This is a genomic window from Pollutibacter soli, from assembly GCA_029269725.1.
GTDB lineage: Bacteria > Bacteroidota > Bacteroidia > Chitinophagales > Chitinophagaceae > Pollutibacter > Pollutibacter soli.
In genome coordinates this window covers 138,650-151,537 of the sequence record JARJHS010000001.1, presented here as the reverse complement: position 1 = coordinate 151,537, position 12,888 = coordinate 138,650, and the positions used below count along the sequence as shown (strand labels likewise).

Sequence of the window (12,888 nt, the reverse complement as noted above, 5' to 3'; positions counted from 1 at the left end):
AGGCAGGATGCAGGAGTATGGAGGCAGGAGTATTAGTTTATAGTAGTTCGTGCTGCGGCCAATTCTTTCCGTATTCTGTATTCTCTGTTTCTGTATCGTTTCCCTGTTTTCAGTTTTCTGTTTCTCGTTCAGCGAGGAGGCAGGAGTGAGCAGGCAGGAGAGTTAGTAGCCAGATGTACACTATTGCATTTCTTCCTGTATTCTGTATTCTTCTTCCTGTATTCTGTTTTTCCTCTACGCTTTTCCCCAAAGCTCAAAAACAGCTTTCTGATCGCCGTAGTTTTTTGTGTCGTACCACAATTCCACTTTCACGACCTTATTCTTTTTTGCAGGCAATTGAATAATACGGCTATCCATTCCGGAGGGAATGTCGTTACGCATTTCGACAGTCATCTTTTCGCCATTGCTGTAATAGAAAGTACAACGATGAAGATTGATACCTCCCTGAATGGAGCGGATTTTTACAGCACTGAATGCACGATTTTCCTCAGAAAGATTGATTTCGTATTGATTCAGTCCCTGGTTGAGTTTTGCTTCGGCAAGTTTTTCCCACTCACGTGGTACATTAACCGAATTAACCGATGCCTTTGCCTGGTTCATCATGGATGATGCAGAGACCAGCACCATGGTCATCAACAGCATGAAGAAGATTTTTTGCTTTTTCATAGTTGAAGGTTTGGGTTTAAACAAGTAGATTCTGACTACCAATTTACTGAGTATTAACCATTCATGCAATATAGTAGTCATCCTAAAATATTGCCCTGACCTGCTTTTAATTTATGCACAGACTAATTGATTGAAGTTCTGAGAGTTAAATAATTTATTGTGGAAACGTTCACGGAAAAACAAGCAAATCTGTGACAAAAAAAAGCAGCCTTTCCGGGCTGCTATTTCAAAATTTTCTGTGTTCTTATCAGAAGTTGAACAGGGCACCCATCCCGTAGATAGCGGTTTTCTGGTTGGTTACGCCCTTACCATAGGTAAAATAAGTTTCTATATTTTTCTGGTGTTTTCCCACAGCGATTCTGAAACCTGCATTGGCTGATGGACCGAAAGTTGCACCGTACTGTGTATCATAATATTCGTAGTTGCCTTCTACTCGCGTTACACCATAATCACCATAATGCAAACCAAAACCTCCACCTATGAAAAATCCGAATCTTTTTTCATTTTGTTTTGTTGAACCTGCACCTACGTTCAGGTTAATCATCATCGGCGCATTGATCATGAAACGAATAGGGGCAGCTTCATAATAATAACCACTGTAATCAACAACATAAGATTCGGCAAATCCCACATTCAGCGGAATACCAACTGAAACGGAAAGCGCTTCTGTCTCGTAAAAATTATACTTTGGAGAGTAAGTTATGGTTCCGAAAGCACCAAGATCTGTTGACGGAGCATCAATAACAAAAACTCCAAAACCGACACCATGCGTAAATCGTTGTGCATTGGCAATATGAATCGCAGATACCAATACAATCAGGAGGAGAAATTTTTTCATAGAATAGGGTTTTTAAAACTATTTCCGGATAAACGAATCCGGGAATAAAAAATTTTAATAATGCCAGCCAAGTGTTAGCTGGCATTATTAAAAAATATATAATCCTTTGACGCTAAGTATCAGGATAAATTTTCAATGACCATTGCGGAGGCGCCTCCCCCACCGTTGCAAATTCCGGCAGCGCCGTATTTTGCTCCTTTTGTCTGGAGAATATTAAGCAGGGTTACAACAATTCGCGCACCACTTGCACCCAGCGGATGTCCGATAGAAACAGCGCCACCATGGATATTGACTTTTTCAGGATCCAGTTTCAATCTCCTGGAGTTTTCAATGCCAACAACAGAAAAAGCTTCGTTGAGCTCCCAAAAGGAAATATCCTCCATCTTCAACCCCGCTTTTGAAACAGCTTTTGGTAACGCTATTGCGGGAGTTGTAGTAAACCATTCAGGGGCTTGTTCAGCATCAGCGTACGACAAAATTTTTGCAATAGCTTTTGTTCCTGTTGCATCCAGTTGTTCTTTACTCATCAATACAAATGCTGCTGCTCCGTCATTAAGCGTAGAAGCATTTGCGGCAGTCACTGTTCCATCTTTCATAAATGAAGGACGCAATGAGGGGATCTTATCAAACTTAACATTAAAAGGTTCTTCATCGATTGACACAAAAGTTGATTCTCCTTTTTTCCCTTTCACTTCAACCTGTACCACTTCATTTTTGAAGGTTCCATTTTCCCATGCCTGCTGGCTGCGACGGTAACTTTCAATAGCAAACTCATCCTGTTGTTCTCTTGAAATACCACATTCTTTTGCGCACAGTTCCGCAGCAAATCCCATGGCCTTTCCATCATATACATCGGTTAATCCATCTTTCGCCAGCCCATCAATACATTCAACATTACCATATTTATTCCCCCATCTCATGCCGGGAAGATAAAACGGGATATTGGTCATACTCTCCATTCCACCGGCAACAACAATTCCTGCATCGCCCAGGCGAATACTTTGCGCTGCCAATGCAATTGATTTCATCCCGCTTGCGCAAACTTTATTTACTGTGGTGCAATTGACTGTGTCAGGAAGGCCGGCGAATCTCGCTGCCTGCCGCGCCGGAGCTTGTCCCAGGTTGGCCTGTATGACACATCCCATCAATACATCATCAACCCTGGAAGGATCTACGCCTGATCTTTCAAGAGCTGCTTTAATGGCGAACGAACCCAATTGTGTTGCTGTAAAATCTTTCAATGCGCCACCAAAACTGCCAATCGGTGTCCTAACTGACGAAACGATATATACTTCTTTCATATAGTTCTGCTTAAAAAACAATCTGTAAAATTAATATTTAACGCCGATCAAATGAAGTATGTACGGCTATAACTGCTTTCTACTTATTTCTGATGAAAGCTTTCACCGATAAATGCAAGAGCGTCAACGATTCCTGTACGCCAGTACGTCCAGTTATGCGCACCATCCCTCACACGGAATTCGTGAGGAACCGCTTTTTCAGTTAGCGCAATATGCAATGTACAATTACCCCTGATCAGGAAATCATCATCGCCGCAGTCAATCCAGTACCTTACTTTTTTAAGATCATTTGCAGATTTATCAGCAACAATTTTCAGAATATGGTTATCGAGAAAAGTTTTTGTGACACGCTCCTGCCCTTTTAATCCGCGTCCAAACAACTGACCGAAAGTGGCATTATAATTTGCTTCAGGCATTTTTACCAAAGCATCTTCTTCCGTAACAAACGCACTGAGAGGAGCTGCGGCAGCAAAAAGTTCAGGATATTTCAACGAGTAGATCAATGTACCGTAACCACCCATGGAAAGTCCAGCTATTCCACGGAACCTTTTTTCAGATTTTATTTTCCAGGTCTTTTCAACAGCAGGAATAAATTCTTTAATAAAAAAGTTTTCATAATCTGCTTTACCGTCGTATGCATTGATATAGAAAGTAGAATCAGCATTTGGCATTATTATAATCATCGGCGGTATTTTACCTTCGGCAATTGCTTTATCTGCATACCTGTTGATTTCACCAAACTGCAGCCAGCCTGTATTGTCATCTGTATAACCATGCAGCAGGTATACAACAGGGTAAGTACGATCGGATGATTCATAATCTGCAGGCAGGTAGATGGTATACTTTACATCTTTTTTGAGGAGAGCGCTTTTAACAATTCTTTCCTGGATCACTTTACCCGTTGATTGAGAGGACGCAGAAACAGAGAAAAGAAACAGGAAAAGGAAGAGTGATGAGAGGCGGAATGCTGATGGCATAGCTTGATTTAATTTTTGTAAGTGATATTTTAAAGAAAAATGTGTCAAAACGATAAGACGTATGCGAAAAAGTTAGTCACAATACTAAGGAAATGTTAACGAGAGCCGCTAAATCATGCTAAAACACCCGTACTAAAACGTTTTGGCATAAGTTGATCAAATCGTCCAAATGCAGTACCGGCAAGGGTTTTTAGAAAAAATTGGGTGTTTAGGGATGATGAAAATGATGAAAATTAGTGTTGCATACAAACGCGGCTACTGATAATTTTGCTTCATCAAACATCGTTAGTACAAAAGCATCAGGCTACTAACCATTCTTCGAAAGCTGCCCGCTCACAATCTTGCTTCCATAACTGAATTTCCGAAATGAATGCTGCCGTATCAAGAGTTTATTTCGACAAATAATTTTATTAACCGTATTAAAATTTTAATTATGAAAAAAGCAATGAAAAACTACAGCAAACTGGCAATGGTATTTTTTGCCGCAGCAGCAATGACAATCAGCACAAGCGCATGGGCAGGAACAGAAAACAACAACACTACAGCTGAACTGAGATTCGTAGGAACTTTAAATGCACTTCCTTCTTTTCAGCTCGCTTTAAATAACGCAGCAGCAGGGGAATTCCTGGTTGTAGTGAGAAATGCAGACAAGGAAATTCTGTTCTCTGAGAAACTGAAAGGTGAAAACATTTCACGCTTATACAAACTGGATTCTAAGTCATTCGACCTGATCGATGGTACTACTTTTGAAGTTACCGACCTGGCTACTAACAAAACCAGCACTTTCAAAGTAAACAAAATCGTTAAGGAAGTTGTGGATGTAACAGTTTCTAAATAACCAAAAAAAATACCCGAACCGTATCTCATAACCGCAAAGCATAACCGCTTTGCGGTTTAATTTTTTAAGCAAATTCTAACAAACGGCTCAAAACAATTCTGCAGGCCGGTTGTTTCTTTGTAAAAAAGGGACATTATGAAAACAATAAAAGTTGTTTCATTTGCGGTAATTGCGTTCGGTCTTTTCGCTTGTAAAAATGCGCCCGATGCAGTTAAAGCGGAGGCTACTGAAGCAAAAGATGCAGCAAGCTCATCCGGAGCTGTTTACAAGGTGGATACCACAGCAAGTAAGATCGAATGGATTGGTACTAAAGTCAGCGGCTACCATACAGGTACGATTGGCGTAGGAACAGGAGAACTAAGTGTAAAGGATAACCAGCTTACAGCGGGTAATTTCATTCTGAATATTGCGAAATTAGAAGTGACCGGTCCGCCCGGATCGGATACAGCCGCCAACAGAAAGCTCCTTGGCCATTTGAAATCAAAGGATTTTTTTGACGTCACAGCATTTCCTGACGCGAAATTTGTGATCACAGAAGTGAAACCTTTTTCAGGCACAGTAAAAGACAGTACAGATCCAAGACAGGAGAGTATCAGCAGATACAAAGTAGCAGATCCGACACATACCATAGCAGGAAATCTTACAATAAAGGGAGTAACGAAGAATATTGAGTTCCCGGCGAAAGTGACCATCAATGGAAACAATATTGACGCACTTGCAAAATTCAATATTGACCGCACTGAATGGAATATTGTATATCCCGGAAAACCGGATGATCTTATCAGGAATGATATACACCTCGGCATAGAAATAAAAGCTTCCAAATAATGGAAGCTTTTATTTTCTGAGCTGGAAACCGTCGCTATCTGATTTGACCCCGAACTATTCCTCCACCATGGTTAGTAGAATGGGCGTTTACATACACCGGATCATTTTTCAATGCAGCTATCACCGCATCGGTAAGCACGAAATTTTTGCTGATTCCAAAGTCTCCTGCGTTAGCACACAATGCCTGCAGTACCCCACCATTTGCACCTGCCGCACCTGAGTGGATATGGGCAGCTGTCAATGCATCACCGGCTTCGACATTTGTTACAGTAATATTGCTGTACAGAGTTTTGTCTGTAGTTAATCTCAATAAAGCCCGGCCAGTAGCGGTTGTGACTACCGGGGGAACTTCATTTTCACCCTTCAGATCAACATCAACGGCGTAGTCGATGGCCTTATCCATCTGTCCCCGGACAAGGCCACTGCCTACCTGTGTTGAATGGACATTGACGTACACAGTTTGAGTAAGAATTGAATCTACCAGTGATTGACGAATGCCTGTAACTTTTCCTAGAGCCATACTGCCCGTGAAAGTTGGATTGAAATTCAGAATTACGGGACCGTTAGTAACAGGGTCGCCAAAGTGAATATGCGAAGCAGTTAGTGCGTCACCTCCGGTCAGGTTGTTCAGCATTATATGGTAGTCCATAGAGTTGTCTGACCACAGGTCCAACGATGCAGTTCCGGTCTCTGTTCTACCTGCAGGAGCCGGATTTTCATATTTGGCACTTAATGCAATTTCCCAGTGCTTCACCAGGGTTGGAGTCTTAGGGGGTTCAGTATCATCCTTGGAGCAACTGAGAGTGAGTGTCAAAAAAGCAATTGGAAAAATCCTGGATAGCAGCGCTGGTTTCATCGCAGTTTGTTTTTCAGTTGATTAATCGTAGCATCAAAAATCAGTTACGGGGTTCAGCCTATTTTGGTTGTTTCGACATAAAAAAATGAGGCCGAAAAATCAGCCTCATTTTTTAATAAGCCTCCTGAAAGCAGGCTATTTATTCTTTTTATTTTGCGTGATTATCTGATCTGGCCACGAACCAAACCGTTTGCCTGGTTCTTGGAAGCTATTGTCACATAGACCGGATCACTTTTTAACTGAGTGATCTGCTCGTCCGTCAGCGTATCCGCTTTGGTTATTCCAAAATCAGCATAACTGTCAGCAAACTGTTGCATTAAAGTTCCGTTAGCATCTGCTGCTCCCAGGTACAATGCGCCGGTTGTTACAGAATCACCAGCTTCAATATTGTTCACAGTAGTGGTTGAATACAGAATTTTATCGGTCGTCAATCTGAAGTACGATTTACCATCGGCAGTCGTATTAACAGCGGGAACAACATTTGCGCCAGTCATATTAACGTCTGTGGCGAAATCAATGGTTTTATCCAATTGACCGCGAACCAACCCGTCTGGAAAATCTTTAGAATGCACATTCAGATAAACAGCGCCTGTTTCGATTGAATCAGCCAGCGACTGACGAAGGCCGGTTATCGTATCGGAAGCTACGCCGTTGACAAATGTTGGTGCCAGATTAAGGATTACCGGACCGACGGTCACCGGATCACCGGAGTGCAAATGAGCCATTGTCAGTGAATCCCCTGCGGTTACTGAAGGCACGTTAATAGAATACCGTAAAGAGTTATCTGACCATAATTCCAGGACCGCATTACCGGTTTCTGTTCTGCCGGCTGGAGCAGGGATTTCAAAAGCAGCACTGATTGGGATTTCCCATTTTTTAACCATTGTGGGGTTGCTTCCTCCCGGATTGCTTGGATCATTGTCATCTTTCGTACAGGAATTCATAACAAACAGTGATGCGACTGTAATGGCGCCAAAAAATAATTGCTTTGCAGTTTTCATACCTTGAGGTGTTTATAATTTTAATTGTAAAGGTTTCTCACAGACATTACCATGTATATCTGATGCGCGCCGAACGCGGGAGGTCAATCTCCAGAATCACCTAAAAACTTTCAAACGATATGCCATAGGTATTCGCAGAATTCTGATTTTAACATTGATGGTTAAGGCCTTAAAATCTGAATAATACGATTAGACTATTTTCTTAGTTTAACCAGATGGGCAACATACTGGCATTTGTGAATTTTTCTATTCTGTATTGTGGCATATTTCGCCTCAGAATAGTTGAGTAAAGCTCTATACCCGAAAATTTTGTGAGGCAAATTTTTTACAACCAAATTTTAATAAAATTTTCAGGTTGGCCGATTCTTTAACAAATGAACGCCGGCATTAATTCCCGATTGAAGAAAGGATTGTTTTCGGAAAAGGCTTCCTGTAAAAGACAACAACCCGAAGCAGAAAACGCATTTCTACGTAATAATTACGGAGTAAAAATAATTTTCAAATATGGTATAAGTTCCATTCTGCAATACGGCTGAAGTTGCTTATTTTTACAAAAACCGTTTACATGAATCTTTTTGTTGCCGGCCTTCCCTATGATCTGGATGACGCCGAATTGATGGAAATTTTTGAGAAATTCGGAAAAGTTAATACCGCAAAAGTTGCGATGGACAAGGAGACCGGCAAGAGCAGAGGTTTCGGCTTTGTTGACATGCCAAACAGTGTTGAAGCAAAGGACGCCATTGATAATCTGAATGATATTTCGCTTGGTAAGAAACCACTTGTAGTAAAAGAAGCTGAAGAAAGATCATCGGGTGGTGGTGGCGGTGGCTTCCGTGGTAACCAGGGTGGTGGCGGAGGCGGCTATCGTGGCGGAGGCGGTGGAGGCGGTCAACGTGGCGGCGGCGGCGGTGGTGGCTACAACCGCGGCGGTGGCGGTGGCGATTCTTACCGTGATAGAAACAGATATTGATTTCGTTCAATAATTATTGCATTCTGCAACAGGTCACTGTTGCAGAATTTTTATTTTCTTTCAATCCAGCTTCATTTCCTTCCTGAATTTTTTCAGACTGTCATTTGTGTACATCAGCATTTCCTCTCTTGATTTTCCCACACAGAATTCATAGCTGGGCCGGTATTTTCTCATAAATAAATCTAACGTATCGCCGCGCAAACCGGTTAATCTTCCCACATAGTCTTTGGCGAATACATGGTCGACATAGTCATTCCGTTCATCCCTGATCAATTTTTTATGCAGCCGCCGCTGGTCCCTGGCTTCTTTTGAGAAATAACTGAAAGGACTGATGCTGACTCCTACTCCATCGGTAGGACGGTTGTAACCAGTGAGGGGTGTTTGCTTCTTAAATTCCTGCGCGTAATACTCACGTTGGGCAAGCGAATCTGCACGATAAATATTCTGAGCATCGATGCTTACTCCCGGAAGCAGTACAGATTCCGGAACAAGGGAAATATCATAACCAGTTTGAAACATATGCGCCTGCACAACGATGGTATCGGCGCGGAAGCCCGCCATATAAAAAAGAATGCGGTCACCTTCGACCGCACGTATCACATAATTTCCTGAACGATCCTGATGTGAAACGAGATTGCGCGAAAGATTCTGAATACGGCAACTGGTTAAAATAGAATCACTGTTGAAATCATATATCTTTCCCCGAAGTGTATCCTGTGCATGGATATCAAGAACCAAAATTAAAAAAGCAACAAGTAGAATTCCTCTCATTCGTCAATGTACAATGGAAGTTTTGTTTGATCAGAAACTTTTTTGTTAAAGTAAGTTGCCCCATTTTCGGCTTGCCTGCCATCAGGCTGTTTGTAAGAAAGCCGGCTGAACCCGGTAAAAGAAAATTCTTTTAATGAGGGAGAATATTCTGTCGTGTCGAAGTTTTTTTCACTTGTTTATTTCATAATTGATTTCGAAATTGCTGAAAGCTCCCAGGTATCCGATACTTGCAAGTATCGGATACCTGGCGAAAAAATTTTCAAATCGATTTTTTAGCTATTGCCGCTTATCACTCCCCATGGCACAATTTTTTGTATATTAATGAAAACATAATTCAAATGCAGAACTGGTTGAGAACCCTTATCGCCGGCGGGGCTGCCTACAAATGGGGCGGCGGATGTTTAGGAACCATCGGTGTTTTTCTCGTCGTGTACTGGCTACTTGGACATTGCTAGTTACCATTACCCGACACCGTTATTGATTTACCTGGAAAAGAAAAATTTCTGAATTGCTGCTGCTATTGGATAGACTTCAATATCAGCAGCAGTTTTTTTAAGTGTGTAATTATTCAGTGTTCCAAAAGCCAAAACTTCCATTCCTTAAATCCACATCACTGCTCCAGGCATCTTTCTTATATTTGTTATAATAATGTCGCCAATTCGAATGAAAACCATTCTCCTAATCTCAGCAATTGCAGCCATCATTGGTTTTTGCACTCCCTCGAATGTTTCTCGAAATACAACTGCACCTATAGAAGCTGTCAAAGAGAGCAGTAACGCCCAGACAATAAAAACCGGTGCTGAGCAAACAGAAAAATATCTGCCGCTGCTCAAAGGCAAAAGGGTTGGAATTCTGGGTAATCCCACAACCGTCATCGGTAAAACTCATCTTGTCGATTCCTTAAAGAAACTTGGTGTACAGATTATCAAAGTGTTCGGACCTGAACACGGTTTTCGTGGAAATGCAAGCGCAGGGGCTGTTGTGAAAGATGAAACTGATATTGCCACCGGAATAAAAATTGTTTCACTTTATGGGAAGAAAACGAAACCCTCTGCTGAAGATCTGAGTGATGTCGATATTTTGATCTTCGATATCCAGGATGTCGGTTGCAGGTTCTATACCTATATCAACGTGTTGTCCCATGTAATGGAAGCCTGTGCCGATAATAACAAAGAACTACTTATACTTGACCGACCTAACCCCAACGGTTACCTGGTGGATGGACCGATACTGGACATGTCATTGAAATCTGGCATCGGAATATTTCCAATACCCATTGCACACGGAATGACCATTGGTGAGTTTGCGCAAATGATCAATGGTGAGGGCTGGTTGCCGGAAAAAAAACAGTGCAAGATTAAAATCATACCTGTCGCGAATTACAATCACGACATGGCATATACATTACCTGTGCCTCCATCTCCCAATCTCAATACGCAACAATCTATTTTGTTGTATCCCTCGTTATGTCCTTTTGAAGGAACAATACTGAGCCAGGGTCGTGGTACTCATTTTCCTTTCACTGTACTTGGCGCTCCGGCATTAAAAGGCAAATACAGTTTTGAATTCACACCGGTAAGTATCAAAGGAATGGCAGAAACGCCTTTGCACCAGGATAAAGCCTGTTACGGTCTTGATCTGCGAAAATATCCTGTTGAGGATCTTCGCGCATCAAGAAAACTGAATCTCAAATGGATGATGGAATTGTACAAAGCTTATCCGGAAAAAGAAAAATTTTTCGATTTCTCACAGAGCAAACAAATGGGAAATATTGACAAGCTGATCGGTGTAAAAGCATTCAAAGAGCAGATTGCATCGGGAGTAACAGAAGAAGTTATCCGTGCAAGCTGGGAACCTGGATTGAGCAATTATAAAAAGATGCGCACGAAATATTTATTATATCCCTGACGGTGGGCTTAAGATGCGGAATTCAATTCCATTTTGAGTTTGTTTTCTCAAATAATTTTTTAGTCGCTTTCTACGTCGTCGTTTCAATCTGTCGGGCTGGTGTGCATCTGATTTCCCGTTTACTCCTTGCCGACTGCGAAATCTCATATTGAATATGTAGTATCACAGGTATGCCAGGCAACGTTAAAATGTTCTTCGAAAAAATTCAATAAAGGCGAGGTTTTCATTACACCAGTAGTTTTAAAATATCGAATTGCAGTTCAAAGATCAGCTACAAGGCTTTTGCAACAATATCAGAAAGTATTTCTTCTTTTCCCTTTTTCCCTGCCATTCTCAAAAAGCGAATGATCAGAAAAACAGAAGCGGAGGAAAGACCAATGATGAACCCAAGCCACATCCCCGAAGCACCGAGTTTCCCATTAAATGCAAGAAGATAACCTGCTGGTATTCCAATCACCCAATAAGCAATCGTAATCAGAACAGTCGGCGTTTTTACATCTTTAATACCTCTGAGTAATCCGGCACCAATGGCTTGCGTCGCATCCGAAATCTGGAAAAATGCTGCGAGCAGCAATAATCCGGCAGCCATCTCCATCACCATCGGATCCTTATTAAATAGTGCCGCGAGCGGATGACGAAGAACTGTAAACAAAATGGCGCAGAATACTCCATAGATCAAAGCAGTAACGATCGTACTCTTACCAATAACCGAAATTTTTAGCCAGTTTCCGGTACCATAGGCATTACTTACCCTGATCGACCCGGCCTGGGCTAACCCCATCGATACCATAAATGTAAAAGAAGCGCAGCTCAATGCAATCTGGTGTGCCGCCTGCGCCATCGCGCTGATGGTACCAATGATAATACCTGATACTGCAAAAGCACCGGCCTCCATCCCTATCTGCAGACTGCTGGGCACACCGATGTGCAGCAACTCCTTTATCGTTTTTGATTTGATTTTCCACTGACGGCTGCTCACCCACATAAATCTTTGAAACGTTCGGTGTTTAATTACCACCCAGCCCAATGCTATAAACATCAGCATCCTTGTGATTAATGTCGCCCAGCCCGCTCCTATCAGTTCCAAACGCGGAAAACTCCAGTTACCATAAATAAGTAACCAGTTGAGAAAAATATTCACCGGCATTCCGCCTAAAGAAAGAATCATCGCTGTACGCGTGTACTCCAGACCGTCAGTAAACTGCTTCAGGGTCATGAACAACAACATCGGGATGATGGAGATACCCATCAACCTTAAAAATGGTTTTGCATATTCGACCACTTCCGGATCCTGGCCAAGGTGTTTCAACAATCCCTCGGTAGAAATGATCAGTAAGCTGATTATTACCGCTGTTACGGTACAAAGCCAGAAACCATTGTATAGATAATGTGATACCTGTTGCGAATCTCTTCGTCCATGCGACATCGATACCATCTGTGAAACCGAAATTGTCATGCCGATTCCCAATACAAACGGAATATTCATTACACTGATCACGAGTGATGCAGCTGCCAGTTGTTTGTAGTTGATTGCACCGATCATAGCAGCATCAATGATGTGCAATGCCATCTGTGCCAGTTCACCGACGATGATCGGCAGTGCCAGTTTCATTGTATTTGCCGCCTCCTGACGCATCATAACCTGTCTGCTCTTTTGTGGGGAGCAAATGTAGGGAAAGTTGGAATGCTGGAGAATCACCGGATTTGGGACTTGTTGTTCGTTGTTCGTTGCTCGTTGTTCGTTGTTCGTTGCTCGTTTGAACAGCCAGCTTTCCCGATGGGCGAAGACAGGTGAGGTACAAACCGCCTGATTCGGAAAACGATGAATGACAAAGGGCTGCTGCGGACAACGAACAACGAGCAGCGATGAAAGACAACAGGTTGTTCCTGACAACTGACAACCTGCCTGCCGCCTGCCCGTCCGGCAGGCAGGG

Annotated in this window: 12 protein-coding genes; 4 read left to right on the top strand and 8 right to left on the bottom strand. The window is 42.3% G+C overall.

Annotated features, from left to right (window positions below; genetic code table 11):
- Positions 1 to 234: 234 nt before the first annotated feature.
- From P2W82_RS00720 to P2W82_RS00705, 4 genes are all read right to left on the bottom strand, one after another.
- Positions 235 to 666 (bottom strand): hypothetical protein, encoded by a 432-nt coding sequence (locus P2W82_RS00720; RefSeq protein WP_336513906.1) that lies wholly within the window; start codon positions 664 to 666, stop codon positions 235 to 237.
- 247 nt (positions 667 to 913) lie between these two features.
- Positions 914 to 1,504 carry a hypothetical protein gene (locus tag P2W82_RS00715; protein WP_336513905.1) on the bottom strand — a complete coding sequence of 197 codons (591 nt, stop codon included), beginning with the start codon at positions 1,502 to 1,504 and terminating at the stop codon, positions 914 to 916.
- A gap of 119 nt (positions 1,505 to 1,623) precedes the next feature.
- Positions 1,624 to 2,805 carry an acetyl-CoA C-acyltransferase gene (locus P2W82_RS00710; protein ID WP_336513904.1) on the bottom strand — a complete coding sequence of 394 codons (1,182 nt, stop codon included), beginning with the start codon at positions 2,803 to 2,805 and terminating at the stop codon, positions 1,624 to 1,626.
- Between the two features lie 83 nt (positions 2,806 to 2,888).
- Positions 2,889 to 3,782 carry an alpha/beta hydrolase gene (locus tag P2W82_RS00705; protein WP_336513903.1) on the bottom strand — a complete coding sequence of 298 codons (894 nt, stop codon included), beginning with the start codon at positions 3,780 to 3,782 and terminating at the stop codon, positions 2,889 to 2,891.
- 433 nt (positions 3,783 to 4,215) lie between these two features.
- Here P2W82_RS00705 and P2W82_RS00700 point away from each other — a divergent pair, with 433 nt between their 5' ends.
- Positions 4,216 to 4,620, top strand: a complete 405-nt coding sequence (locus P2W82_RS00700; protein ID WP_336513902.1) for a hypothetical protein — start codon at positions 4,216 to 4,218, stop codon at positions 4,618 to 4,620.
- Positions 4,621 to 4,755: 135 nt separating this feature from the next.
- Positions 4,756 to 5,448, top strand: a complete 693-nt coding sequence (locus P2W82_RS00695) for a YceI family protein (protein WP_336513901.1) — start codon at positions 4,756 to 4,758, stop codon at positions 5,446 to 5,448.
- A gap of 34 nt (positions 5,449 to 5,482) precedes the next feature.
- On the opposite strand, the gene P2W82_RS00690 is transcribed toward P2W82_RS00695, so the two are convergent.
- A complete protein-coding gene (locus tag P2W82_RS00690; RefSeq protein ID WP_336513900.1) occupies positions 5,483 to 6,304 on the bottom strand; it encodes a CHRD domain-containing protein in 822 nt (273 codons plus the stop codon).
- Positions 6,305 to 6,465: 161 nt separating this feature from the next.
- Positions 6,466 to 7,305 carry a CHRD domain-containing protein gene (locus P2W82_RS00685; protein WP_336513899.1) on the bottom strand — a complete coding sequence of 280 codons (840 nt, stop codon included), beginning with the start codon at positions 7,303 to 7,305 and terminating at the stop codon, positions 6,466 to 6,468.
- Between the two features lie 565 nt (positions 7,306 to 7,870).
- On the opposite strand from P2W82_RS00685, the gene P2W82_RS00680 reads away from it, so the two are divergent.
- Positions 7,871 to 8,275, top strand: coding sequence for an RNA recognition motif domain-containing protein (locus P2W82_RS00680; protein ID WP_336513898.1), 405 nt, complete (start codon positions 7,871 to 7,873; stop codon positions 8,273 to 8,275).
- Positions 8,276 to 8,335: 60 nt separating this feature from the next.
- On the opposite strand, the gene P2W82_RS00675 is transcribed toward P2W82_RS00680, so the two are convergent.
- Positions 8,336 to 9,046 (bottom strand): hypothetical protein, encoded by a 711-nt coding sequence (locus P2W82_RS00675; RefSeq protein WP_336513897.1) that lies wholly within the window; start codon positions 9,044 to 9,046, stop codon positions 8,336 to 8,338.
- Positions 9,047 to 9,709: 663 nt separating this feature from the next.
- On the opposite strand from P2W82_RS00675, the gene P2W82_RS00670 reads away from it, so the two are divergent.
- Complete coding sequence (locus tag P2W82_RS00670; protein WP_336513896.1) at positions 9,710 to 10,954, top strand: exo-beta-N-acetylmuramidase NamZ family protein; 1,245 nt, start codon at positions 9,710 to 9,712, stop codon at positions 10,952 to 10,954.
- 271 nt (positions 10,955 to 11,225) lie between these two features.
- Here P2W82_RS00670 and P2W82_RS00665 read toward each other — a convergent pair whose 3' ends face one another.
- A complete protein-coding gene (locus P2W82_RS00665) occupies positions 11,226 to 12,593 on the bottom strand; it encodes an MATE family efflux transporter (RefSeq protein ID WP_336513895.1) in 1,368 nt (455 codons plus the stop codon).
- Positions 12,594 to 12,888: the final 295 nt, after the last annotated feature.